At 40.6% G+C, this 23,534-nt stretch carries 32 protein-coding genes and 1 pseudogene; 9 read left to right on the top strand and 24 right to left on the bottom strand.

Annotated elements, in window-relative coordinates:
- Window positions 1–5: 5 nt before the first annotated feature.
- A complete protein-coding gene (rpsT, locus tag MHI11_RS06975) occupies window positions 6–272 on the top strand; it encodes a 30S ribosomal protein S20 (RefSeq protein WP_003217506.1) in 267 nt (88 codons plus the stop codon).
- A 134-nt stretch (window positions 273–406) separates the two neighbouring features.
- On the opposite strand, the gene holA is transcribed toward rpsT, so the two are convergent.
- A complete protein-coding gene (gene holA, locus MHI11_RS06970) occupies window positions 407–1,426 on the bottom strand; it encodes a DNA polymerase III subunit delta (RefSeq protein ID WP_340960752.1) in 1,020 nt (339 codons plus the stop codon).
- Between the two features lie 236 nt (window positions 1,427–1,662).
- On the opposite strand from holA, the gene MHI11_RS06965 reads away from it, so the two are divergent.
- Complete coding sequence (locus tag MHI11_RS06965) at window positions 1,663–1,797, top strand: YqzM family protein (RefSeq protein ID WP_012010638.1); 135 nt, start codon at window positions 1,663–1,665, stop codon at window positions 1,795–1,797.
- 40 nt (window positions 1,798–1,837) lie between these two features.
- Here the strand turns inward: MHI11_RS06965 and MHI11_RS06960 are convergent, their stop codons facing one another.
- The 3 genes from MHI11_RS06960 to MHI11_RS06950 form a co-directional block, all read right to left on the bottom strand.
- Entirely contained in the window at window positions 1,838–4,165 is a 2,328-nt protein-coding gene (locus tag MHI11_RS06960) for a DNA internalization-related competence protein ComEC/Rec2 (RefSeq protein WP_340962296.1), read from the bottom strand.
- Entirely contained in the window at window positions 4,158–4,727 is a 570-nt protein-coding gene (locus MHI11_RS06955) for a ComE operon protein 2 (protein ID WP_044139437.1), read from the bottom strand. Before MHI11_RS06955 ends, MHI11_RS06960 begins: the two co-directional genes overlap by 8 nt.
- Window positions 4,728–4,792: 65 nt before the next feature.
- The gene (locus MHI11_RS06950; RefSeq protein ID WP_044139438.1) at window positions 4,793–5,422 is read right to left on the bottom strand and encodes a helix-hairpin-helix domain-containing protein; all 630 of its coding nucleotides are present in this window, start codon (window positions 5,420–5,422) and stop codon (window positions 4,793–4,795) included.
- A 90-nt stretch (window positions 5,423–5,512) separates the two neighbouring features.
- Here MHI11_RS06950 and comER point away from each other — a divergent pair, with 90 nt between their 5' ends.
- Window positions 5,513–6,361: a late competence protein ComER gene (gene comER, locus MHI11_RS06945; protein WP_003217379.1), complete on the top strand. Its 849-nt coding sequence runs from the start codon at window positions 5,513–5,515 to the stop codon at window positions 6,359–6,361.
- A gap of 48 nt (window positions 6,362–6,409) precedes the next feature.
- Here the strand turns inward: comER and MHI11_RS06940 are convergent, their stop codons facing one another.
- The 8 genes from MHI11_RS06940 to MHI11_RS06905 are packed head-to-tail and all read right to left on the bottom strand — an operon-like array spanning window position 6,410 to window position 11,427.
- The gene (locus tag MHI11_RS06940) at window positions 6,410–7,153 is read right to left on the bottom strand and encodes a class I SAM-dependent DNA methyltransferase (RefSeq protein WP_106065615.1); all 744 of its coding nucleotides are present in this window, start codon (window positions 7,151–7,153) and stop codon (window positions 6,410–6,412) included.
- Complete coding sequence (gene rsfS, locus MHI11_RS06935) at window positions 7,150–7,506, bottom strand: ribosome silencing factor (RefSeq protein WP_340960751.1); 357 nt, start codon at window positions 7,504–7,506, stop codon at window positions 7,150–7,152. The genes MHI11_RS06940 and rsfS overlap by 4 nt, the downstream gene beginning before the upstream one ends.
- Before the next feature lie 12 nt (window positions 7,507–7,518).
- A complete protein-coding gene (yqeK, locus tag MHI11_RS06930; RefSeq protein ID WP_044139440.1) occupies window positions 7,519–8,082 on the bottom strand; it encodes a bis(5'-nucleosyl)-tetraphosphatase (symmetrical) YqeK in 564 nt (187 codons plus the stop codon).
- Entirely contained in the window at window positions 8,072–8,641 is a 570-nt protein-coding gene (locus tag MHI11_RS06925) for a nicotinate-nucleotide adenylyltransferase (protein ID WP_044139441.1), read from the bottom strand. Before MHI11_RS06925 ends, yqeK begins: the two co-directional genes overlap by 11 nt.
- Before the next feature lie 13 nt (window positions 8,642–8,654).
- Complete coding sequence (gene yhbY, locus MHI11_RS06920) at window positions 8,655–8,945, bottom strand: ribosome assembly RNA-binding protein YhbY (RefSeq protein ID WP_044139442.1); 291 nt, start codon at window positions 8,943–8,945, stop codon at window positions 8,655–8,657.
- Window positions 8,939–9,781 (bottom strand): shikimate dehydrogenase, encoded by an 843-nt coding sequence (gene aroE / locus MHI11_RS06915; RefSeq protein WP_044139443.1) that lies wholly within the window; start codon window positions 9,779–9,781, stop codon window positions 8,939–8,941. Before aroE ends, yhbY begins: the two co-directional genes overlap by 7 nt.
- A gap of 21 nt (window positions 9,782–9,802) precedes the next feature.
- Window positions 9,803–10,903: a ribosome biogenesis GTPase YqeH gene (gene yqeH / locus MHI11_RS06910; RefSeq protein WP_065098458.1), complete on the bottom strand. Its 1,101-nt coding sequence runs from the start codon at window positions 10,901–10,903 to the stop codon at window positions 9,803–9,805.
- Window positions 10,904–10,905: 2 nt separating this feature from the next.
- The gene (locus MHI11_RS06905) at window positions 10,906–11,427 is read right to left on the bottom strand and encodes a YqeG family HAD IIIA-type phosphatase (RefSeq protein WP_044139602.1); all 522 of its coding nucleotides are present in this window, start codon (window positions 11,425–11,427) and stop codon (window positions 10,906–10,908) included.
- A gap of 362 nt (window positions 11,428–11,789) precedes the next feature.
- Between MHI11_RS06905 and MHI11_RS06900 the strand changes: the two genes are divergently transcribed.
- A complete protein-coding gene (locus MHI11_RS06900) occupies window positions 11,790–11,930 on the top strand; it encodes a sporulation histidine kinase inhibitor Sda (RefSeq protein WP_003217327.1) in 141 nt (46 codons plus the stop codon).
- A gap of 136 nt (window positions 11,931–12,066) precedes the next feature.
- Here the strand turns inward: MHI11_RS06900 and MHI11_RS06895 are convergent, their stop codons facing one another.
- The 4 genes from MHI11_RS06895 to MHI11_RS06880 form a co-directional block, all read right to left on the bottom strand.
- Window positions 12,067–12,216, bottom strand: a complete 150-nt coding sequence (locus MHI11_RS06895; protein WP_003217499.1) for a hypothetical protein — start codon at window positions 12,214–12,216, stop codon at window positions 12,067–12,069.
- A 78-nt stretch (window positions 12,217–12,294) separates the two neighbouring features.
- Window positions 12,295–13,023 (bottom strand): SGNH/GDSL hydrolase family protein, encoded by a 729-nt coding sequence (locus MHI11_RS06890; protein WP_243632569.1) that lies wholly within the window; start codon window positions 13,021–13,023, stop codon window positions 12,295–12,297.
- 84 nt (window positions 13,024–13,107) lie between these two features.
- The gene (locus MHI11_RS06885) at window positions 13,108–13,848 is read right to left on the bottom strand and encodes a polysaccharide deacetylase family protein (protein WP_044139446.1); all 741 of its coding nucleotides are present in this window, start codon (window positions 13,846–13,848) and stop codon (window positions 13,108–13,110) included.
- Between the two features lie 178 nt (window positions 13,849–14,026).
- A complete protein-coding gene (locus tag MHI11_RS06880; protein ID WP_044139447.1) occupies window positions 14,027–15,148 on the bottom strand; it encodes a response regulator aspartate phosphatase in 1,122 nt (373 codons plus the stop codon).
- Between the two features lie 231 nt (window positions 15,149–15,379).
- Here MHI11_RS06880 and sigK point away from each other — a divergent pair, with 231 nt between their 5' ends.
- On the top strand, window positions 15,380–16,108 hold the full coding sequence (gene sigK, locus MHI11_RS06875) for an RNA polymerase sporulation sigma factor SigK (RefSeq protein ID WP_034738387.1): 729 nt from the start codon (window positions 15,380–15,382) through the stop codon (window positions 16,106–16,108).
- Window positions 16,109–16,217: 109 nt separating this feature from the next.
- Here the strand turns inward: sigK and MHI11_RS06870 are convergent, their stop codons facing one another.
- From MHI11_RS06870 to MHI11_RS06860, 3 genes and pseudogenes are all read right to left on the bottom strand, one after another.
- A complete protein-coding gene (locus tag MHI11_RS06870; protein WP_319609968.1) occupies window positions 16,218–16,514 on the bottom strand; it encodes a DUF3986 family protein in 297 nt (98 codons plus the stop codon).
- A 9-nt stretch (window positions 16,515–16,523) separates the two neighbouring features.
- Window positions 16,524–16,937, bottom strand: a pseudogene (locus tag MHI11_RS06865) (Imm1 family immunity protein).
- A 15-nt stretch (window positions 16,938–16,952) separates the two neighbouring features.
- Complete coding sequence (locus MHI11_RS06860; RefSeq protein WP_340960749.1) at window positions 16,953–17,378, bottom strand: NUDIX hydrolase; 426 nt, start codon at window positions 17,376–17,378, stop codon at window positions 16,953–16,955.
- Window positions 17,379–17,528: 150 nt separating this feature from the next.
- On the opposite strand from MHI11_RS06860, the gene MHI11_RS06855 reads away from it, so the two are divergent.
- A complete protein-coding gene (locus tag MHI11_RS06855; protein ID WP_340960747.1) occupies window positions 17,529–17,660 on the top strand; it encodes a hypothetical protein in 132 nt (43 codons plus the stop codon).
- Between the two features lie 52 nt (window positions 17,661–17,712).
- Here MHI11_RS06855 and MHI11_RS06850 read toward each other — a convergent pair whose 3' ends face one another.
- From MHI11_RS06850 to MHI11_RS06835, 4 genes are all read right to left on the bottom strand, one after another.
- On the bottom strand, window positions 17,713–17,904 hold the full coding sequence (locus tag MHI11_RS06850) for a hypothetical protein (RefSeq protein WP_003217441.1): 192 nt from the start codon (window positions 17,902–17,904) through the stop codon (window positions 17,713–17,715).
- Between the two features lie 100 nt (window positions 17,905–18,004).
- On the bottom strand, window positions 18,005–19,417 hold the full coding sequence (locus tag MHI11_RS06845; protein WP_340960746.1) for a polysaccharide deacetylase family protein: 1,413 nt from the start codon (window positions 19,415–19,417) through the stop codon (window positions 18,005–18,007).
- 159 nt (window positions 19,418–19,576) lie between these two features.
- A complete protein-coding gene (locus MHI11_RS06840; protein ID WP_221450641.1) occupies window positions 19,577–20,107 on the bottom strand; it encodes a delta-aminolevulinic acid dehydratase in 531 nt (176 codons plus the stop codon).
- 43 nt (window positions 20,108–20,150) lie between these two features.
- The gene (locus MHI11_RS06835; protein ID WP_340960745.1) at window positions 20,151–20,717 is read right to left on the bottom strand and encodes a GNAT family N-acetyltransferase; all 567 of its coding nucleotides are present in this window, start codon (window positions 20,715–20,717) and stop codon (window positions 20,151–20,153) included.
- Between the two features lie 147 nt (window positions 20,718–20,864).
- On the opposite strand from MHI11_RS06835, the gene MHI11_RS06830 reads away from it, so the two are divergent.
- Window positions 20,865–22,217 (top strand): IS1182 family transposase, encoded by a 1,353-nt coding sequence (locus tag MHI11_RS06830; protein ID WP_340960248.1) that lies wholly within the window; start codon window positions 20,865–20,867, stop codon window positions 22,215–22,217.
- Window positions 22,218–22,339: 122 nt separating this feature from the next.
- Here the strand turns inward: MHI11_RS06830 and MHI11_RS06825 are convergent, their stop codons facing one another.
- A complete protein-coding gene (locus MHI11_RS06825) occupies window positions 22,340–22,633 on the bottom strand; it encodes a spore coat protein (RefSeq protein ID WP_340960744.1) in 294 nt (97 codons plus the stop codon).
- A gap of 178 nt (window positions 22,634–22,811) precedes the next feature.
- On the opposite strand from MHI11_RS06825, the gene MHI11_RS06820 reads away from it, so the two are divergent.
- Complete coding sequence (locus tag MHI11_RS06820) at window positions 22,812–23,129, top strand: hypothetical protein (protein WP_340960743.1); 318 nt, start codon at window positions 22,812–22,814, stop codon at window positions 23,127–23,129.
- Between the two features lie 33 nt (window positions 23,130–23,162).
- A complete protein-coding gene (locus tag MHI11_RS06815; protein WP_044139544.1) occupies window positions 23,163–23,375 on the top strand; it encodes a hypothetical protein in 213 nt (70 codons plus the stop codon).
- Window positions 23,376–23,534 lie beyond the last annotated feature (159 nt).

Here is a 23,534-nt window from a genome sequence, read left to right as displayed (position 1 = left end):
AACACATGCCAAATATTAAATCAGCGATCAAACGTACAAAAACGAATAACGAACGCCGTGCACACAACGTAACAATCAAGTCTGCGATGCGTACTGCGATTAAACAAGTTGAAGTTTCTGTAGCTAACAACGATGCTGAGCAAGCAAAAGCTGCTCTTTCTTCTGCTGCAAAACGCATTGACAAAGCCGTTAAAACTGGTCTTGTACACAAAAACGCAGCTGCGCGTTACAAGTCAAGACTTGCTAAACAAGTAAACGGACTTTCTGCATAATGCTTGCAACGCCTCAGTAATGAGGCAACTGTTTAACTGTACGTCCGTCCTGACCGGCTCAGCCATTAGGACAGACTGACAATTATACATCTAAACAAAAACGACCCTCTTTTTAGAAGGTCGTTTTTTTATGTTCAAGCGCCTAATAGTCGAAGCAGAAACAATTCTAGCAATAGCTGCTTGTCCTTTTTACCCGTTTTCATTTCATAATCGATCGTTGATAGCTCTTTGACAATCTGCTTCAGCTCTTCTTCTGAAAACAGCCTTGCCTGATCCATAGCAAGTTTGACGCGGAATGGGTGGACTTTTAGATTTGAAGCAATTTGTTTTTGCCCATATCCTTGCTGAGCGAAATACTTTGTCTGCAAAATCAAACGAAATTGAGCGGATATAAGTGCTAATATTTTAATGGGTTCTTCATTTTGTTTCAGCAAATCATAAAACATCTGCATGGCCTGAGAGCGGCGTCTGTTGACAATTTGGTTAATTAATTCGAAAATATTCTGCTCTAAGCTTCTTGCAACGAGCTGATTGACATCCGTTAATTCAATTTCTTCTCGCTCTCCAATATATGTACTTAGCTTCCTCACCTCTTGAAACAATGAGGATAGGCTCCCGCCGCACAGCATCACAAGCTGCTCAGCCGCTTCAGATGTCATCGCCTTTCCTTCTGTTTTCACCAGTGTAATGGTGAAATCCGTTGTTTCTTTTGGGTTTAACTCTTTTGCCTCAATCATAGCCGCTTTCTTTTTTAGCAATTTGGTGATTTTCTTCCGTTCATCCAGCTTTTCATATGGTGCTAATAAGACGAGAATGGTATAAGGCGCCGGTTTTTCTAAATAAGCTTCTAACAGAGAAAGCTCATGCTCAATCTTCTCCTTTTTCTTTTCCGCTGTAAGAAAATAAGGGTTCTTGATCAAAACGAGACGCCTTTCTCCCATAAACGGAAAGGTTTCTGCATCTGTCACAGCCTGTTCAAGCGGCACCTCTTCCATATCAAAGACGGAGTAATTAAAATCCTTTGTCTCCTCGTCTACTACAGCTTGTCTTAATTTAGCTGCTGTTTCTTGCAGTAAATACGTTTCTTTTCCATATAAGCAATAAACGGGATGGATATCCCCTCTTTTTAAATTGTTCCAAACCTCAAAAACCATAAATTGAATCCCTCTCTTTCACTTCCTCCTCTATCCTAAAGTGTGCGAAGACATTAGTAAAGAGGAAGCTGAAAGTACCGCCTCCTCATTTATAGTAAACGTCTGGTGCAAGCTCCCGGGTCAGCTTGCTTCAGACGATATTCATAAAATGATCATGAAAATGGAAAACGGTTACTTTACCTTCTAGCAATTCCAAATGAGTTCAAGTATACTAAAATTAGCCAGGAGGGATGAAAATGAATGAATTTGAAAAAAATGTTCAAAGCAAGCGGAATGATGTGACCGACTCAGCCGTTGGTTTTATCGTCACATTCGGATTTTTCGCCTCAATGTTTATTTTGGCAACCATTATACACCTCGTTGGATCTTAACTTCATGAATGTTACATGACTGCCGTTTTGGCAGTTTTTTTTATTGATTTTGTAAGATATCATATGGAGGATGCGTGTAAAACGTTCCTTTCTCCTCAAGAAATTCAAAGGTCACACTCCCATCTCGATCTGTGCGGTACACCTTCGTTTGATGATCCTTTAGTTTTTTCAAGACTTCCTGATGAGGATGCTGATAACGATTGCGTTCACCAGCCGAAATGAGAGCATGCGACGGCTCCAGATGCCGAAGCCACTCATCACTTGTTGACCCTTTGCTCCCATGATGCCCAACCTTTAAGACATCTGCTCGCAGGTGGGGATAGGCTTCTATAATATCTCGTTCCCCTTCATGTTCAAGGTCTCCAGTGAACAGAAAGCGTTTCCCGCCAAGAGTAAAAGTTAGAACAAGTGAATCATTGTTCTTACTTGTCACCGTGTCTTGCGAAGGGTGAAGAACCTCAAATATATGCTCTCCAACTTGGAGCTGATCTCCTCTTTCTAATTCATCAATTATAATCCCTTTTTCAGCTGCTTCTTTTAGCAGCTTTGCATCCTCTGGACTTCGGGCAAAACCTTTTGGTATGGCCAGCCGCTTCACTTTATTTCGCTTGATTAAACGAACCGCTTCTCCCATGTGGTCTTGATCTGCATGCGTGAGAATCAGCACATCAAGTTTTGCTATACCTTTTGAATGGAAAAACGGGATTAGCGTTTGATCACCGATCGTAGACACTTTACGTCTTTTTTTCCATGGTTCATCATCAAAAGAAAGTCTGCCACCTGTGTCCACAAGTAGATGTCCCTTTCGGTAAGGGAGCTGAATAAACAAACTATCCCCTTGTCCGACATCCAGCATCGTGACCTCCCCTTTTTGGAGAAAATTCGGGGTGAAATAGTGTGCACTCAAGACACCAATGAGTAATATAATCGGCACGGCATAAGATTTCACGGACATTTTGCACTCCATCACAAATAGCAAAAAAACAATGGCGCTCACTTCAAGCAGAATATGCCACCAAGTCGATTTCATAAAAATCAAGTTGAACCCATCAAAAACTGCCATATATGCTGACAACTGATGACTTAACTGGATGACCGAATCAAGCAGCTGGAACAACACTTGTCCAAGCGGAAGAGAAATGATAGACAAAAGATAAAAGAGTAAGGACAGAGGCAGGACAACTGTTGTATAAAAAGGGACAAATATCATATTCAATGGGATGCTCAGCAAAGAAAATTGCTGAAAATGATATAAAAGAACAGGAAGCGAGGCAAGCTGTGCAACAAAGGAGATAAGGAATAACTGCATCACTGCGCTTTTCGCTTGTGATAAGATTCTGGTCGATAACAAAATAAAAAACGTTACCACGAATGAAAGCCGAAATCCGATATCGAATAGATATAAAGGATGAATCGCTAATAAGAATAAAAACGTTGCGCTTAATACGACAGCAGAAGGCTGTTTCATTTCTTTTGGAAGGCTTGTCATCACTAAATAGATTCCTGCCATGAGGCAAGCTCTTAAAACTGATGGTGCAGCACCTGTCAAACAAGCATAAACAGGCAGAAAGCATAATAGAAGAAGACGCGCTGTCTCTCTTGTCACACCGGCACGAAGCAGACACCAAAATAAACAGGCAAGAAGCGTTTGCACATGCAGCCCTGAGATCGCTAACAGATGAATAATGCCGAGCATTTGATAGTCTCTTAGCGTGTCAGGATCAATCAATTCTCGGTCTCCAAAAATAAGAGCCTGTATAATACCTACAGAGTTTTTCGGCACATGATCTTCTAAAAATTTTAAGCCCTTTTGCCTCATCATTTGAAGATAATAGGAAGGACGATCATTTTTTGTACAGCCTTTGATTGACTGCGGTAAGAAAATAGCGCGAATGCCTTTTGATTTTAGAAATTGATCGTATTGAAACCCGTTAGGAATGGTTGCGTGTTTAGGCGCCCGAACTTCACCTGTCATATGACAGCTCATACCTGGCTCTACGTCTTTTAACGTCTCTTTTTCACGCTCTGTTTGAATGGTATAGAAAGCGGCTAACCGGTCATCTTCTGTTGACACAGTTGCCGAAAAACGATTGCCATCTGTTTTCGGAATCGTTTCAATCACAACAGAGCCGGAAAAGAATTTTTCTTGAACAGGTTGATCCGTTTCAAAAAACTCATGAACCATAAAAATAAGAGTATAGATAGCTCCACATAGGCTGATCATGAGAAAGAGTTTGGGAATTTTTTTCAGTAGGCTGAGAAGTAAGATGATGAGAAGAAAGAGAAGGAAATACGTCTGAAGATGATATGCAGCCAGAGCAATTCCAACTGCTGCTGAAATTGCCCCAAACGGCAAATAATTAAACATAGGAAGTAAATAATTGATTCGCCTTCTCATGCATATCGCGAATTTCTGATTCACTAAGTCCTGATTCACTTAGTTTGCCAATTAAATCTGCAACAAAGGCTAATTTTTCTTGATTTTTTAAGTCAATGATCATTTCATCGAGTTCAACTTGTTCCGTTTGAACGCCTGCCTGCTCAAATAAATCAATGGCGTATGGGTGATTTTTATAATCCTTTGCATAGTACACGGTTCGAATACCTGCTTGAATAATGGCTTTACAGCACTGCAAACAAGGAAAATGTGTGACATATATTTCAGCATCGGCTGTAGGTGCACCAAATTTGGCACATTGTAAAATAGCGTTCATTTCCGCATGGATGGTGCGAACGCAGTGATGATCAATGACATAGCATCCCACATCTGCACAATGGACATCACCAGCAATTGAGCCATTATATCCCCCTGCAATGATACGCTTGTCTCTGACGATGGTCGCCCCAACAGCTAACCGCTCACAGGTGCTTCGTAAAGCAAGCAAATGGCTTTGCGCCATAAAATATTGATTCCATGAAATTCTTTCCACGAGCTGATCCCTCCAGAATGATGGTTGGTATTAAGTGTACATGCCTTCCTTCTATACCGTCAATTCTACTTAACGGTCAATTCATTTTTCAGCCGTTCAATGGTCTTCTCCCCAAAACCTGAAATGTTCCGCAAATCTTCAATTTGTTGAAATTCTCCGTGTTCCTCTCTGTACGTAATGATAGCTTCTGCTTTAGCTGGCCCTATTCCATTAATGGTTTGCAATTCCGCTGCATCAGCCTGATTCACATTGACACCTTGACTCTTTTCATTACCCGATGGAGCGTCTGCGCCTGCTGTTTGTGCCTCTCTCTCTGCTTCTCCCTGCTTCCGGACATAAATCATCATACTGTCTTCTAATTTTGCTGCTTGATTAATTTCAATCGTGTCTGCTTTACTAGTAAAACCTCCTGCTCTTCGAATGGCTTCTTCTACCCGTGCATCAGATTGAAACGTATAAACACCTGGCTTTTTTACAGCCCCTTTGACTTCCACAAAAATGGAGGATGATTCATTATCGGTTTTTTCTTCTTTGTCTTCTAATGTGACTTGTTTGTCTTGATCGCCCTTCAATACACTTGGCTCTCTAGTGCTCTCCTTATTTCCTGCCAAAAGGAAGAAAGTGATGATGATCGCGCCCATGAGCCCAGCTCCGATATAAAGACTGTATTTTTTCAATGGAATGAGTCGCTTCACGTGCTCACGCTTCTTTCAATCATATTTTTCTATTGCTCAACATACTGTTTAGAAGATAACAGATCCTATGCGCCTAAGGAGGGAGAACGTTTGAATATCGGGATAATCGGTACAGGAAACATGGGTACCATACTTACTGAGGCATTTATTGAATCAAAGGCAGTCAATCCCTCATCCATCACCATTACAAACCGGACCATAGAAAAAGCGTTCAATATAAAAAAGAATCACCCAGAGCTTGAAGTAACTAAACAACTTACAGGAGCTGTCATGGATAAAGATTTCATCTTTGTTTGTGTCAAGCCGCTTGATATTTATCCTCTTTTAAAAGAGCTGAGCCCTCTTTTAAAAGAGCACCAAACCATTGTCATCATTACAAGTCCGGTTCATCCTGAACAGCTTCAGGATATCGTTCCTTGTCAAACAGCCAGGCTGATTCCGAGCATTACGAACCGCGCTTTATCAGGTGCGTCACTTTTAACATTTGGATCGTCATGCAATGTCGCGACGAAAACAGCACTAAGACAGTTAGCTTCCTGCATTTCAACACCCATTGAAATTCATCATTCGATTACAAGAGCGGCGTCAGATATCGTCAGTTGCGGACCTGCCTTTATCAGCTTTCTCGTTCAGAAAATGATTGAAGCAGCCGTTGAAGAAACAGATATTTCTAAAGAAGAAGCCACCACCTTATCAGAAGATATGCTTGTAGGGCTTGGCCGTTTGATTGAAAAAAGAGTCTATACCCTTCCGACACTGCAAGACAAAGTGTGTGTAAAAGGCGGCGTCACGGGTGAAGGAATTAAAGCACTTGAAGCAGGTGTTCAAGATATGTTTCATCGCCTTTTTCAAAATACCCATGAAAAATTCGATGAAGATCTTGAAGCGGTTGCGCATCAATATCCGCCAAGTGTGTTTACTGATGATCGCAGAAATTAATCAACTCTGCAACAAGCGAAAAAAGGGTTTTAAAAAACCATCGTTCCATTAAACGATGGTTTTTGGTTTCTTAGCTGAAATGAAATATCTTTCGGCGAATTCCCCGGGCGCTTCATTTGTAAAATCAGCGGTCACTTCTATTTGTTCAAAGCCAGCGGACTCAAGGAACGCCGCATAGGTCTCAAATGGAAATGTACGCTGTTCATGTGTCTCATCATAACGCTGATACACGTCTCCGTCCTTTACAAAAAAGCTTAAATCGTGAATGACTGAATACATGTCATCCCCTTTATCACTCTGCCAAATATAGCTGATTTCTTCATCTTGATCGGCATAAGTCGAACCTGGGAATACCTCTTCCATTTTATAAGGAGTATGAACATCAAAGAGTAAAACCCCATCTGCCTCTAAAAGCTGAAACATGTTTTTAAAGGTTTTTTTGACGTCATTTTCGTTTTTTAAGTAATTCAAGGAATCACAGCATATAACCGCCGCTTGAAAGACTTGCTCAAAACCCGTCAGCTCTCTCATATCTTGATGTAAAAATTGAATGGACTGCTTTTTCGCCTGTGCTTTTTGCTGCGCGAAAGCCAGCATTTCTTCACTGAGGTCAATTCCTGTGACTGCGTGACCCTTTTCAGCTAACCGAAGAGAAATCTCTCCAGTTCCACAGCCAACATCAATAATGGCAGCACTCTGTTTGATATTCTGCTGGATCCACTGAACCCATTCATCATAAGGTGCATGTGTCATGAGCTCGTCATACACACCTGCAAACCCTTGATAAATCATGAGTTAATGCCAAGTGAAAGCGTTTCTCTCCGCGCATCTCCCCATAGCTTCTCTAGGTTGTAGTATCCTCTTTCTTCTTTGTGGAACACATGAGCAATGACATCACCAAGATCAATCAATACCCATCTTGCTTCATCAAAGCCCTCCATCTTCTTCACTTCGATTCCACTTTCCTCTGCAAGATGTTTTACTTCTCTTGCAATGGCCTGCACTTGTTTATCAGAGTTCCCGTGACAAATGAGAAAATAATCGGCAACAAGTGAGATTCCTTGCATATTAAGGGCAATAATATCCTCAGCCCGTTTATCATCGCATGCTCCTGCGGCGACGTTTAAAATTGATGATGAATCCATCCAAATTCCTCCTTAATTGTTCTTATGCACAAGTGAGTTGTAAGTCGCAAGCGTATCTGGGTAGACTGGCTGGTTCTTTTTCAATAAAAAGCTGATCGTGTTTTTTAGTGACTGAATCAGTGCACTATCCAAATCTTGCTCTGCTAACTCTCTTACTTCTTCAACACCAGGGAAATGACGTCCTGGTTCGATATAATCAGCGACATAAATGACCTTTTCAAGTAACGTCATGTTTGGTCTGCCTGATGTATGAAATTCAATGGCCGTTAAAATATCTTGGTCGTTAATAGCTGCTTCCTTTTTAACCAAATAGGCACCAACCGGGGCATGCCAAAGCTCGGGCGAATATTCTAGCAATAGAGGGTTCATCTGTTCCTGCTGGATAATCCCCTTCATTTCATCTTTTGGTCTAAATTTCGCATAATCATGAAAAATAGCGGCGATCTCTGTTTTTTTCACATCTGCACCGAACCGTTCCGCTAATGAAATGGCTGTCTCCATAACCCCGAGTGTATGTGTATATCTATGCTCTGTTAACTGCTCTTTGACACAGCTTAATGCTTCTTCACGATTCATATAAGTGATGCTCCTTTATATAACGCTCAACAGCTTTCGGTATCAAATAATCGACAGGTTTTTCCTGCATGATTCGCTGCCTAATCAATGTCGATGATACATCAAAAGCTGGAACATCTGCAAATAAAAGAGGATATGTCGTATTTCCGGTATAACCCGGTCTTTTCATCCCAATAAAAGTAATCATCTGAAGCAAATCATCTATCCGATGCCATTTTGGCAAATACTCGACCATGTCCGCTCCAATCATAAAAAAGAACTCATCTTCAGGATGACGCTTCTTTAAAAGCTCCACCGTATCTACTGTATAAGATGGACCCTCTCGCTCCATTTCAATGAGCTCCAAACGAAAATGTGGATTTGACTGGATCGCCGCATCCACCATTTTCACCCGGTGACGACTATCTGCTCGCTTCCGGTCTGTTTTATGAGGAGGCTTGTGATTTGGGATAAACCAAATTTCATCAAGCCCTACTTGAAAACGCACCTCATTTGCCATCAGCAAATGCCCATTATGAGGAGGATCAAACGTACCGCCGAACAACCCTATTTTTTTCATATCACATCCACCTTTACGGCAGCTTAATTTGTTTATTTTCCTTTGATTCTTTATAAAGGACAATCACATTTCCGATCGTTTGAACAAGTTCAGCTTTTGTACCTTTGACAAGTGCTTTCGCAACTTCCGTTTTGTCCTCGTCGCAGTTTTGTAATACGCTGACCTTTAACAGTTCTCTTACTTCAAGCGCCTCGGAAATTTGCTTGATCATATTGTCATTTACCCCGCCTTTTCCTACTTGAAAAATAGGTGATAAATGATGTGCTTTTGCACGTAAAAAACGTTTTTGTTTCCCTTTTAACATGGTGTTCCTCCTAATTTCTGTATCACAATTGACTTCATTTTTCTTGCGTCAGGCGTGATGCCTGTCCACAGTTCAAAGGCTCTAGCTGCTTGTCCAACAAACATGCCGACACCATCTACTGTTTTCAAACCTAACCCGGCTGCTTCTCTGAGCAGTTTTGTTTCTATTGGATTATACACAATATCACATACAACCGCTGTTTTTTTTGCGTTCGCTAAAGAAATCGGGGTTTCTTCAACATTCGGGTGCATACCAATTGAGGTTGTATGGATGATGACATCATATTCCCCAAGCTGCTCTTCTGCCGTCTTTAATGTAATGGCACTAGAAGTGAAGTTCCCATCTGCACTTTCAATTAAAGCCTCAGCTTTTTCAATGGTACGATTGGTGATATCAAAGCTTTTCGGTGCATAGTCAGCGATTGTCGTATAAATCGCATTTGCCGCTCCGCCAGCACCAATCATTAGAAATGACAGCTCTGATAAAGGCTGATCCAAGGCTTCAAGCAATGAATGAAGAAAGCCCTCTCCATCTGTGTTGTACCCGACGAACCGACCTCCTTCAAGCCGCACCGTATTGACGGCACGCAGGCGTTCAGCTGTCACATCAATTTTGTCCAGATACTGCATGATGTCTACCTTGTGCGGAACAGTGACGTTAAAGCCGCTTATTCCTAAGGCTTTCATACCGCTAATCGCATCTTTCAGGTCATCATTTTCTACTTGAAAGCCATGATAATGTCCATCAATTCCAGCATCCTTTAATGCTGCATTATGAATATCCGGAGACATTGAATGGCCAACAGGGTTACCGATTACTCCGTATAAAGGTTTCAAGGTCTCTCCCCCTCTGAACATTTAAATTAACGAACGTCTCATAAACACATGTACGCCTTTTGGCGCATAGACTTTAATTTGCTTACCTGCATCATTTGCCGTGATCCACCCTAAGCCTGAGAAGACGATATCCATTTTCGGCTGATCAATTGTAAAGGTATGTGGAACGAGTGCTGGAAAATCTTCCATCCCCTCTTTTGATGGCGGTGATAGCAGTTCCCCTGCATGTTTTTCATATAAATCATCTGCGTTCTCTAACTTTGTTCTGTGTATGTTTAGCTCATTTGGCATATAGCAGACAAATGACGTTCTGCCGCCTTTTACATAATCAAATCGAGCCAGTCCGCCAAAATAAAGCGTTTGTGCTTCATTTAACTGGAACGTTCTCGGTTTCAATTCCTTTTTCGGCGTTAAGATCTTCAAGTCATTTTTGCTGACATAGTGCGCCATCTGATGACGGTTGATAATGCCCGGTGTATCAAATAGAGCAGATCCGTCATCAAGCGGAATCTCAATGGCATCAAGTGTTGTACCTGGATATTGGGATGTGGTGATCACATTCTCTTCACCAGATACTTCTTTGATGATTCGATTGATAAATGTGGATTTCCCAACATTCGTACAGCCGACGACATAGACATTTCTTCCTTCGCGGTAATGATCGATCGCTTCCATCACCTCAGGTACGCCTTGACCTCTGCTTGCACTGATTAAGAACACATCGATCGGGTTCAATCCGTTTTCTTTCGCTTCCCGTTTCATCCAATGAATCAAACGATCTTTTTTCACGGATTTCGGTAAAATATCTACTTTGTTGCCGACAAGTAAAATCGGGTTACCACCCACAATACGACTCAGCCCATTAATCCAGCTTCCGTTAAAGTCAAAAATATCAACGACCTTGACAATCAGAGAATCTGTCTCTCCGATACTGTGCAATATATTTAAAAAGTCGTCTTCTGTTAAAGAAACATCTTGTATTTCATTGTAGTTCTTTAACCTAAAACAGCGCTGACAGATCACATCTTCTTTCAATAGAGATGCTGCCGGCGCATATCCTAATTGATCTTTATCTTCCGTCTGAATGGCTACACCGCAGCCAATACAAACAACCTTTTCCATTATTACTCTTCCTCCCACTGAATGTGGCCCTTACGCTTTAAGGCTCCTAAAATTCTGCGTTCAATCTGCCTGTTAAACTTAGTGAAAAATCCGTCTGAGGCAGCAACAGGGACGACCAAAATCGTATGGAAGCCGTGACGATTCCCGCCTAGAACATCGGTCATGAGCTGATCCCCAATGACCACCACATCTTCTTTTTTCAATTGCATATCAGCGACGGCCTTATTAAAAGCTCTTCCCATCGGCTTTTTCGCTTTATAAATAAACGGGATATGAACTGGTTCAGAAAAAAGCTTGACCCTTTTTTCATTATTGTTCGATACAATCGTCACTTGTATCCCGTGATCCTTCATTTCTTGAAACCATTCAATTAAGCGGGGCGTCGCACTTGGACGATCCCATTCTACTAGTGTGTTATCTAAATCGGTAATAATTCCTTTTACATTTCGTTCTTTTAGTTTTTGCGGTGAAATGTGGAAAATGCTTTTCACAAATTCATCCGGTAAGAAATACTTCTTTAGCACAATTTGCACCCTTTCTTCCATTGGTTTTTCAGCGATTGTGTCGAATCAAATCACAATTTGTCTGTCTATCGAATACAATGAAAAAGTTTTCGACATATGATGAGGACCTTCAACAGGTGTGGATAATTTTACACACATTATCCACCTATATTTCATCACGCTTTCATTCAATTATAAACACTCTACCCACAAGTTATCCACTTCACCATGTGGATAACAGAACGATTGTTCTTGTTTCCCATTCATGGTAGATTAAAGGTACTTCAGAGACATTCGATCAACCTATGATGATATGTCTTTTCCTCAAGTTTTATGCCAACTTTTTCAGGGGAGGTGTTTTTCCCATCATATGGGTTTCTAGTATGAAAAAGCTGTCAGATGATTTACTTATAGAATCGTATTATAAAGCAAATGAAATGAACTTAAATCGCGACTTCATTGAATTAATTGAGACAGAAATGAAAAGACGTTCGCTCGGGCATATGCTCTCTGTTTCCTCTTAATTCCATATCACAGGAACCATGCCTCCCGAGCACTCTCCTTTTTTAAACTCAGGTGACTGATATTATATCACTTGCGCTATAGGCTTACTACTATTTTCCGTAAAAAACACCCCTTCTCAAGTAAAGAAGAGGTGTCTTATTTGCAAGGCTGTTCATTCCAAAACCATAACCCTCCACCTACGACCAAAATGACCACAAGGAACACAACAAGAAAAGCGTAACCGATTCCTGCTCCTTGAGCTGGATAAGGCGAACACGCAGGGTAAGGATAAGGGCATCCCCACATATCAGTTACCTCCTTCTAGGAAGATATACTGTTAGACTATGCTAAATGGATGGTCTTGTTTAGGCAGATGGCCATCATTTAAAAATGTTTGATGACATCACGCTCTTTGATTTCGTTATAAATGATTCTTGCCCCTTTTGGCGTCATATGATTGCCAGAAGGGTCGATCAAACCTGATTGAATCAGCGCATTGTCACTATCTTCACCAGCTTCTCGGATGAACGCTTTCCAGTTGTCGACAAGCGGTACTTGCTGATCCTTGGCAATTTCTCTCGTGATGTCATTATAGGAATTTTGCCAAGCTCTTGCACCGCCTCTCTCAGCAAAATAAGATGACTTATACCTAGAGTAATAATACAAGCCCTTTTTTCCGCCTTCTACAACAGGTACACAAGTCATGAGAATCGGGGTAATGCCTGCTTTTCTACTTTCAGAAATGAAGTAGGTTACATTTTCTTTAAATCTTTTTTTCGTCACTCGGGGATGTTTCCCGTCTAAAATCGCCGCATCATTCGTACCGAACATGATGAGGACGTAAGTTGGTTTCTCCTTTAAAATATCCTGCTCAAAGCGAAGCTTCGCATCTTCAGTCGTCTGCCCGCCAATCCCTGCGTTCTTCACTTGAATTTGACCGCGCTCGACGTTTTTCATGAGATTTACCCATTTTTCAGATGTTGGATAATCTCGGAAGTCCCAGTTTGATCCCTTTGTATTGCTGTCGCCAAATGCAATGACACTTTTTTGTTCTGGCTTTGAGCACCCAGCAGCGACACAAAGCAGGATGAAAAGGACAACATATTTCTTCACAACATTCACCTCCAAAAGCCCTCTTCATATAGTAAACGACAAGACTTTCGGTTTCAATGAATGACTGTTTTTGACGAATACTTCCTATTGCAGTTGAACTGGTACATACGCTTTGTCATGATGCAGCAGTTCGCTCACTTTGACAAATTCATATCCTCGATCCTTTAATTCAGGTATCACTTGTTTCAGTGCTTCGACCGTCTGCTTCCGGTTTCCCCCACCATCATGCAAAAGAATGATATCGCCGCCTTGAATATGATCAATAATCCGGCTCGCAATTTTATGCGCGCCTGGTCTTGACCAGTCCTTCGGATCTTGCGTAAAGGACCACATGACCACATCATATCCTTGCTTTGACAAAATGCGGAAAGATTTCACCGTCAAGCGGCCGCCAGGAGGACGAAATAATAAGGGCCCGCCAGGCTGGAGTGAAGCAATATGAGCCGCTGATTCTTTTAGCTCCTGCTTGATCTCCTTTGATGATAACAGGTCAAAATACGTATGATTCATTGTGTGATTGCCAAGCTCATTTCCTTCGTCCACAATCCGTTCTGCGATCCTTGGATATGCGTGAACCCGGCTTCCTACGACAAAAAAGCTGGCATTTACTTGATGCTGCTTCAGCACATCCAATATTTGATTCGTGTAAACTGGATGAGGCCCATCATCAAAGGTTAACGCAATCTTCTTCCGTTCCTCTCTCATGTCCCAAAACGCTCGTCCCGTTTTTTCCAGGTCGATTCTTTTTAATGTTCGTGCCTCTATTTCATTAGGAACAAAAACGCATAATACCAATACACACATAAAGATATGCAACCCTTTCATCAGACCGCCTCCACAGAACATCATTACAGATTAAATTGCCCGCTTTCTGATGAATTCATTCAAGGTTCATGATCATACCTGCTCCTCCCTGACTTCATTTTTTACATAAAAAAAGCCGGCCATATGGGCCCGCTTTTTGTTTCACGTTTGGTTTCTCTCTTCAACTGTCGAACGTTGCTTAGAATTCATACAGACACTCTCCTTCTTGAATTTGATTTTGAGCCCATAATAATTTCTGATAATACTGGTTGGACTTCTGGTATTGTTGAGAGGCTTCTAAGGCTGTCGCAATTTCTAGTGAGATATCCTCTATATAAGAGTATAGGCTAAGTTTTTCCAAATAATCAATGGTTTTTTGCAGTTGTTTTTCATTCATTCCTTGAACATATAAAGCATCTAGATACTCAAACATATGACAGAACAGCTGGTCTTCATGCTTCTTTGCAGCTAATTTTCCATCTTCTAATATGCGGCGTGCTGCTTCTTGTTCATTTTGTCTAAAAAGCAGTTTTGCGAGCGTATAGAGCGTATGCGGAAGCGTGGGAAGCTGCTCTTTACAGGCAATATCAGCCGATTCCGTTAAATAGCGTTGTGCTTCCTCAAGGTAGCCCAGCTCCCCATAACATTTTCCTAAATTATAAAGCGCTGAACTGTATATCCGCGGGTGATCAATTTGTGATGCGAGCTGTTTTGCCTTTTTTAAATGAGGCAGTGCCCGATCTTTTCGTTTTAAGTCTTGGTAGTTTCCTGAGATCACAAACAGGCACTGAATGATGCGAATAGAATAAGCATCATGCTGATCGTATATTTCTAGCGCCTTTAAAATATGATGCATCGAGACATGCGTTTGCTTCATAATATAGTAGGCTTCTGCTACTTTAAAATGAAACTCAGCCTGCTCAATATCATCAAATACCATAGACAGCTGTTTTTCTGCCACTCGGTAATATTTGACGGCTTCTAAATATTCTTTTTGACTAAACTCATGCATGCCACGAAAAAATGCATGGTAATAATGCAGCATATCAGATAACTCATGATTGGAGTTTTCGATTTTATCGACAAGATTAGATACTGAGAAAGGTTGATATTTTGAAGGGTGTATATAGTCAAGCATGATCTGGTGCCGAAAACACATGAGCTGATAATAAATCAGTAAATGCTGGTCCTCTTCCATCCGTTCAATTTCCGCTTCTACTTCTGCTTTCAGGATTTCCGCATCTGGAACACTGAACTGCCGTATCATTCGATACCATTCATTAATTTTCATACCTACATGTGAAGAAAGAACCTTCCCCATGTTCCGAAAAAACCCCTTCCTTTTCGGTCTAATATTACATATTTTAGCACGCTTCTTGACCGCCAAGCACCGCAAAGAAACCGCAAACATATGAGAAGGGCAGCAAAAACAGACGAACAGAAGCCCGTTTTTTTCGAAAAAGATGATTTTTTCATCGTACAGACACAGACAATCCCCCCTTCACATACATTTGAGGATATAGGCAGTGGCCTAAACATGGTGGAGGTGAAAATCGTGGCAGGAGTATTTACAGCGATGGGATTGATGGTCAAAGAATTAGTGTTCTTAGTGTCCTATGTCAAAAACAATGCCTTTCCACAGCCCCTTTCGGGAGATGATGAAAAAAAATACTTAGCCCTTATGGCACAGGGCGATGAACACGCAAGAAATATGCTGATTGAACATAACCTTCGGCTCGTCGCCCATATTGTCAAGAAATTTGAAAATACCGGGGAAGACGCTGAAGACCTCATCTCCATCGGGACGATCGGACTCATTAAAGCCATCGAAAGCTATTCCTCTGGAAAAGGAACAAAGCTGGCAACGTATGCAGCGCGGTGTATTGAAAATGAAATTCTGATGCATTTACGCGCGCTCAAAAAAACAAAAAAGGATGTCTCCTTGCATGACCCCATTGGTCAGGATAAAGAAGGCAATGAAATTTCTTTAATTGATGTCTTAAAATCCGAAAATGAAGATGTGATTGATACGATTCAGCTCAACATGGAGCTTGAAAAAGTAAAGGAGTATATCGACATTCTCGACGGCCGGGAAAAAGAAGTGATCGTCGGCCGATTTGGCCTTGATTTAAAGAAAGAAAAAACGCAGCGGGAAATAGCGAAGGAGCTTGGGATATCGCGGAGCTATGTGTCCCGGATTGAGAAGCGGGCGCTGATGAAGATGTTTCATGAGTTTTACCGGGCGGAGAAGGAGAAACGGAAGCGGGAGAAGGGGAAGTGAACTTTTTCCAACTACTAATAAAAACAGACCTTGTTGGGTCTGTTTTTATTTGAACATCACAATATAGCCCACATACACAAAAGAAAATTATGTCATGTTTTATCCTCATTTATTTCACTATGCTGTTTTCTTTTAAGAAACGCTCAAAAAGCTTATGACCTTCCACCTCAATTTGGTCATCTTCAATCAGATATTCTCCAATCAATAACCCTAGATCATTCCATTTCTCATATTCCTTTAAAAGCGTTACCCCATAACTTTTTTGATCAAAAAACAAGAGCCATCTCCCTGTTTCTAAACTCTTAAAAAATACGCCTTCATAATCAAAACCATGTTCATAATATCCTACATGTAAATGCATAGTATCATCTAAACTATGTAATTTTTCTTCTGTACTCACTTTCATCTTGCGCCCCTAACTTTTCATATCCTTCTGAAAATCAATATCCCTCAACTCGACCCATTCAACAAAATCAGGAACCGTTTTTGTCGTCAAAAAATGATGAACGATTTGATATACTTGATCCCGATTAATATAGCTGCACGACGGCACATACAATGGGGCTCCTGCGACCAAATGCTCGATCGTTTCAATTTTTTCTCCCTTTTTAAAAGGAACCAAAAAATTTGGATACCTCATGATCAAGAAACCCTACGGTTCCGTATAAAAGAAAACTAGACTTTCACATTCCCACTCTTCTTCTATCTCAATAGAAAATTCCCCGTTACCTTGTTTCCAATACTCTTCACCCTCCTGAAAGAAAATTCTTTTCATGAATTCTTCTCCCGGATTTTCTACTGGAGCTCCTGTAGGGCCGCACTCCTTCATACCTATATCAGCTTGTTAACCAACTGTTCTATTTCCTTCAAATTGATAAAAAGTTTGTGGTTCTTCGTTTAATTTTAGCCAGTTATATAGCTTGGGGTTTAGATTTTGAAAAGTTTGCTTGCTGACCCATTTTACTTCTTCGATATCATCATCCGGATCGAGAATACTCATTTGTCCTCCGGTGATTTCGGCAAAGAAGGTGATCATCAGCGCATGATGCTTTTTGTCTTGAAAGTATGCTTCTCGAACCGAATGAAGTTCATTTACTTTGCAAACATACCCTGTCTCTTCTTTCACCTCGCGAATCACGGCTTGATGCAGGTGTTCTCCTTTTTCTACAGCACCACCAGGAACTTCCCAATATCCCTTTACGTTTTTGACCATTAACATATTTTCTTCCTCATCATAAATAATAGCTGATACTACGTCTACTCGTTTCAAATGAATCCCCCTCAATCATTCTCTGTTCACATCTATTGTCGAATAAATAGCACGAACTGTTCATTTCAATACATTCATTATACTGTATCCTTGACAAGGTAATGGATAAGGAAGCAAAACAGCATTCGTGAGCAGATAGGAGGCCATAGCATGTGGATCATCATCATTTTACTTATTGTCCTCATTGGGATTACTGGGAATATCGTTTCTTTATTAAGACAAATGAAAGAGTCAAACGAGAAAATCATACAACTGTTAGAACATCAAAAACCGAAAAAATAAAAACTTCTCTCATTTAGAGGGAAGTTTTTTAGAGAAAGCAATTAGAGAATTCTTACCGTTTTTCATGAAGCAACATATATCTGATTCGACGAATATAATGCAGCGCAATATGAACGAGACATAAAATGAGCCCGATCATCGCAAGAATATAGATGGGCAGCATCAAACCAGGTACATAATTGACGATAAAACCCAAACAAAACGCTGTCAGCATATATAGGCTGATCAACCTCATCAATACCATCCGAAGCCCTCCCTTTCCACACTCATTTTAACATCATTTCCCTTTATTTTCATAATTGGCTTTAAAAAAAGATGCGAATCCACTAAGATTCGCATGATCATTACGTATTCAATTCACCTTTCTTCGCCCGCGCTTCCTTCCACTGCTCAAGCTCTGAAACTGTTAATAATTGATATCCTTGTTTGGTTAATTCCTTGATAATCGTGACAGCTGCGTTTGCCGAGGTGTCATAGATGTCGTGCATTAAGACGGTTTCTCCGCTAGACGCATGTGTGAGAATGTAGCTCGCGACATACTGGCTGTTGCGATATTTCCAGTCTTCAGGATCTACGTCCCAAAGCGTGACTTTCATGTTGACAGCCGCGTTAATTTGCCCGTTTGTTCCTCCATATGGCGGTCTAAAGTGTGTCGGTGTGAACCCGCCAGCTTTTTCAATGATTTGCTGGGTCTCTTCTACTTGTTTGACGGCTTGTTTTAATGGCAGTCTTGTGAGTAAAGGATGGCTATAGGAATGATTTCCGATTTCATTCCCACCCTTTCTGATCTCACCTAGCATATCGGGGTAATATTGAACCCTGCTGCCTAATACAAAAAATGTCGCATGTCCTTTGTTTTCTTTTAAGGCTTTTAAAATTTTTGAGGTCGTAGATGGATTTGGTCCATCGTCAAATGTCAGGGCAATGGCTTTTTGATTTGGGTTGAATGCTGACTGTTTTGGCAGTTTTACGATTTTTCTTTTTGGAATTGGTTCTTTTTTCTCGTTTTTGTTCTTTTCTTTATTGATATATTCTGGTTTTAACATTCCTTTAAGCACTGTTTTTTTAATCGCCAGCACTTGAGGGCCTTGTTTGTCTGGTACGATTTGCCCTGCTGGAAAGTAGAATTCAATAAAACGATCCTTGATGGCAAAATACTGATAATGCTCTGCCGCAGGAGACGTTCCTTGTTTGAGCAAATGCTCATTTTCAGCAAAAGTGCGATCTTTTTTTAATTCATCAAATGTCATATGTGACAGTTTTTGCAGATTTTCTTTCTTTGATAAAAATAAATCATCTATTGATAAAAAATGCTGTTTCTTGAAATCAAAATTGAACAACTTCGTTTGATGTGCGCCTTTTACTCCGCCTTTCAATTCATATGTATTGAATTTAATCGCAACGGTTTGCTTTGCATAATGAATAATCTCGTAATCTATATTTAATTCGTATCGATTCTCTTCATCGACATCGCTCGCTTCGCTAAATGATGTTTTGAATTTGTCTAGCGCTGTTTCTGCAAATCTTTTCATCTCTTGATCTAGCTTTTTTTGATGAAACACCGGATAGTTGACTGCATATCTCATGTATCTCCCGTCATTCACGAGGGTGACTATTTCCACTTCTTTATAGCTCGCATCTTGTTCTACTTTCTTCTTCTCCGTCCCACTTGCCTGCTGATTATGATAAAATGCAGCAATTCCGATGATGATTGCAAGTCCGCATAGGACGAGACTGATTTTCCATTTCATTGACACAATAATTCCCCTCTCGTGATGGCGTCATGCCTTGATGACGTGTGTTTGTAGGATAGACTTTGCGTGAACCCAATTTAGTTTTCAAAAAACAAACTTGTCACACTTTAGACACAATTTAAAAGAGGAATAGAAAAAGGGCTTGATTTCTCAGCCCTAACATTATTTTTGCATATATAGTTGAAATAATTTCGTTTCTTCATCAATCGAACTCGCTCGATCAAAAGCCGCTCTGACCGTCTTTGTATTGTTTAAGCGCTCATAAAGTAAGGTCAATACAAAGATAAATGCCGCATCTCCATCAATGTAATCATCCGGCGCTATATAGGACATGGCACCTGCTTCTAAGAAGGCATCTGCTAATTTTTTCTCACCTAGTGTGCAACCTGTAGAAATAACGTGAACCCCTTTTAATGAAGCATACTGCTTGATTTCATCCGCTCCAAAAGCAGCGCCTCTAGGCTCTCCATCTTCGTATACATCTTCCCCTAATTCTGGCATGAGAAATGCTCCTTCTTCCCCATGAAACGATAGAAGAATGTAATCGATTTCTCCTCTATTTTTTCCAGATAACACATTGATCAGGTCATTTGGTCTTCCGATCCATTGCATATCGACTTTTACGCCGAAGTTTTCAAGTGCTGCACGCAGCGCAAAAGATTCCAGCTCACTATTTGGTCCTGCTGCTAACATGATGCGTATGGTCTGTTGATCCACTTTTATCTCCTCCAGACTATCATAAAAATAAAACCATTTTTTCCTCATCTACATATGTATGATCAGGCCATTTTAGTGCTTTTTCTTCAAGCGCGTATGACTCAAATCCAATAGAGCGATACAAGCGTTTGGCTGAGTGATTGGTCGTCACGACTGATAAATACATTTGCTCGATGTCGTGTCGTTTTCCGGCGAATGAAAGAACTTCCATTATCAAGGCCTTGCCTACTCCTTTTCCGCGGGCACCCGCTGTAACATACATCGCCGCCACATTCGCTCGGTGCTTTAATTTCTGTAAGTTTTCTTGGATGAGCGTGACCATCCCCACAAGCTTCCCTTGATCAAAGGCACCAAAGGTCCACGTAAATTGTACCGAAGCAAAACGAGCTGCGTATTTTTCTATTGTACCGATTTGCTCTTCTTCATAACTCATCGCAAAGTCCTCTGGATGTAATCGTAGTGCTTCTAGTCTCAACGCGGCATATTCTTCAGCATCATCTGGAATTAACAATCGAATATTCAGAACATCGCCCCTAACAGAATGATTGATACTTCCAATTTTATCTTGAAAGGAGATTTTGATCAAAATTTTTCTCCTGAAAATAAAAAGGCATCCCATAAAAGGATGCCCCAGGCTGTCGAGAAAATCTCGACAGCTTTATTTTTTCCCTTAAAGTTTCCATTCCCCCGTTTTATAATAGAGAAAAGCATACTAAAGGAAGGTGTTTTTCTCATGTTCCACACTAGAAATTCTTCTCAGCACGAAGCCGAATTTGTATTGCTAGATCAACTGGTCGAAGAGGATCACCTGCTTCGTAAAATTGATCAGTACATTGATTTTTCATTTATCGTAGATAAAGTCAAACCCTATTATAGTGAGAATAAAGGTCGTCCTTCTCTTGATCCACTTATTTTGTTCAAAATGATGTTTATCGGATACCTGTACGGTATCCGTTCTGAAAGACAACTTGAAAAAGAAATTTACTATAACATGGCGTATAGATGGTTTTTAGGTTTGAACATCAATGACCCCGTTCCCCACCACTCGACCATTAGCTGGAATCGTCGTACTCGATTCAAAGATACAACGATTTTTCAAGACATTTTTGATGAAATTGTGCTTCAAGCCATCAATCATGATATGGTAGGAGGCCGCGTTCTTTTTACTGATTCGACTCATCTTAAAGCCAATGCCAATAAACATAAATATACGAGAAAAACGATTGAACAAGATACTCAGAACTATATAAATGATTTAGAAGAAGCGATCCAAGAAGATCGAGAGGTACACGGAAAAAAGCCCTTAAAGGTAAAAGAGGAGGTGAAAACGGAAAAAGACATTCGTCAAAGTACGACTGACCCTGAAAGTGGCTATCTTTATCGTGAAAACAAGCCAGAAGGCTTTTTCTACCTAGACCACCGTACAACGGATATGAAGTACAATATCATCACGGATGCCCATGTCACGCCCGGCAATATCCATGACTCTGTTCCGTATCTTGATCGATTGGATCACCAAATCGCCCGATTTGGTTTTCAAGTAGAAGCTGTTGCCCTTGATTCTGGTTATTTGACAACCCCAATCTGTAAAGGTTTATCCGATCGCCGTATTTTTGGTGTCATCGCACATAGACGCTTTCATCCAACAAGAGGATTATTTGAGAAATGGAAATTTCAGTATGATTCTGAACATGATCACTACATATGCCCAAATGGCGAGAAGCTATTATATACAACAACTGATCGAAAAGGTTATCGATTCTACAAATCAGACCCTAAAAAATGCGTATCGTGTCCTTTCCTAGAGAGCTGTACAAGGTCGAAAAATCATCAAAAAGTGATCTCAAGACATGTATGGGAAGAACATAAAGAAAAGATCAGACAAAATCGTCTGTCTGCTTCTGGAAAAGAGCTATATAAAAAAAGAAAAGAAAAAATAGAGCGAAGCTTTGCAGATTCAAAACAACTGCATGGGCTTCGCTACTGCCGGTTGAGGGGAAAACAAAATGTGAGTGAGCAAGTGCTTCTCACAGCTGCCTGTCAGAACATGAAGAAGATTGCCACACACCTAGCGAAGCTAGGCTAGGTGTGTGGGAGGCCTTTTTCTTTAATCTCATCCATCATCATTACGATGAAAATAAAAAAGATTGTAGAAAAACATGAGTTTCTCTACAATCTGAGGCATCCCATAAAAGGATGCCCCCTTCATTACCACTTACAGCGTTTCACTGGACGGCAGCAAGGGTTTTTGATATCACTGCCGCAATCGTATTCTTTCACGATATACTCGTTATGAGTCGACTCAGTGACAGGATAGTAGTTTTCAATTCTTTTGATATTTTTATTGACGTTTGTGATATGCGTTGGATGAATTTTTCTAACGGTTTGTTCATTCGTTCTTGTGTTGACAATTTGACGTGTGGGGAAAACAACCGTTTCATCTCCTCCATGGTTTCCTCTGCGAGGCCCAAAGAAAAAATCATCTAATCGATTCCGGCTCATCTCAACACCCCTTCAATTTGTCTTTCACTTACACTCTATCGTATGTAAGAAACGTCATTCGTGATTAGATGCTTGTCTATTTTTTAAAAAATCCACTATTCATCTCGTTTTCTCTTTCTTTACAAAAGGTCATTTTTAACATATTATACAAATGATATCTTGCGCAGAAAGGACATCTATGAAAACAAAACATAAACTCTTTTTATTCATGACATTTATTGTCATCATCATTGCTCTTCCAATGCTATCACCTATGATCTTCACAAATTCAACCGAAAAAGGCGCTATCCGGAAATCAATTTACCAAGAAGGATACCCTTACCAAAGCTATTTTGCTATTTTGAAAAAAACGAAGTACAAAGATCCTGAGTATGGTCAGCTTTATGATGTTTACTGGCAGGCTTGGAAAAGTGAAACAGGGATGACACCTTCTGTCTGCTATTCGAAAAAGGTCGAGGAAAATGAATATAAGATTAGCTGCGGTACCGCCCCATAACCTTCACTCATCATCAAACACGAGGTGAACGATATGATCAATACGACACAACCAATCGAACGAAACAAGCTAGACATTGCACTTGAACTGACTCAAATGCATTTGAATCGATATGAAACGAATCATCCTGATCAGCTGAGTGAGGTTTATGCAAAATATTATGCGCTGCTTGAAGTGCTGGATTTATCTTCTTATGATCAATTGATTGATTTATTGCCAGATGAGCTAAAACAGACGCTTGAGTAAAAAACCCACTATCCTATGGATAGTGGGTTTCAGATTGTTGACAAAGGGCTAAAATGATCTTGATTTTAGCCCTTTGTCTTCTTTTCAGCGTGATAGAAAACCTTTGCATCCCTAGGAAGGACGAGTACTGGCGCGGAGCGAATTCGACATTCGTGAGCA

The sequence above is a fragment of the Bacillus sp. FSL K6-3312 genome (assembly GCF_038007485.1).
Classification (GTDB): Bacteria; Bacillota; Bacilli; order Bacillales; family Bacillaceae; genus Bacillus; species Bacillus pumilus.
This window is presented reverse-complemented; position numbering and strand designations above follow the sequence as displayed.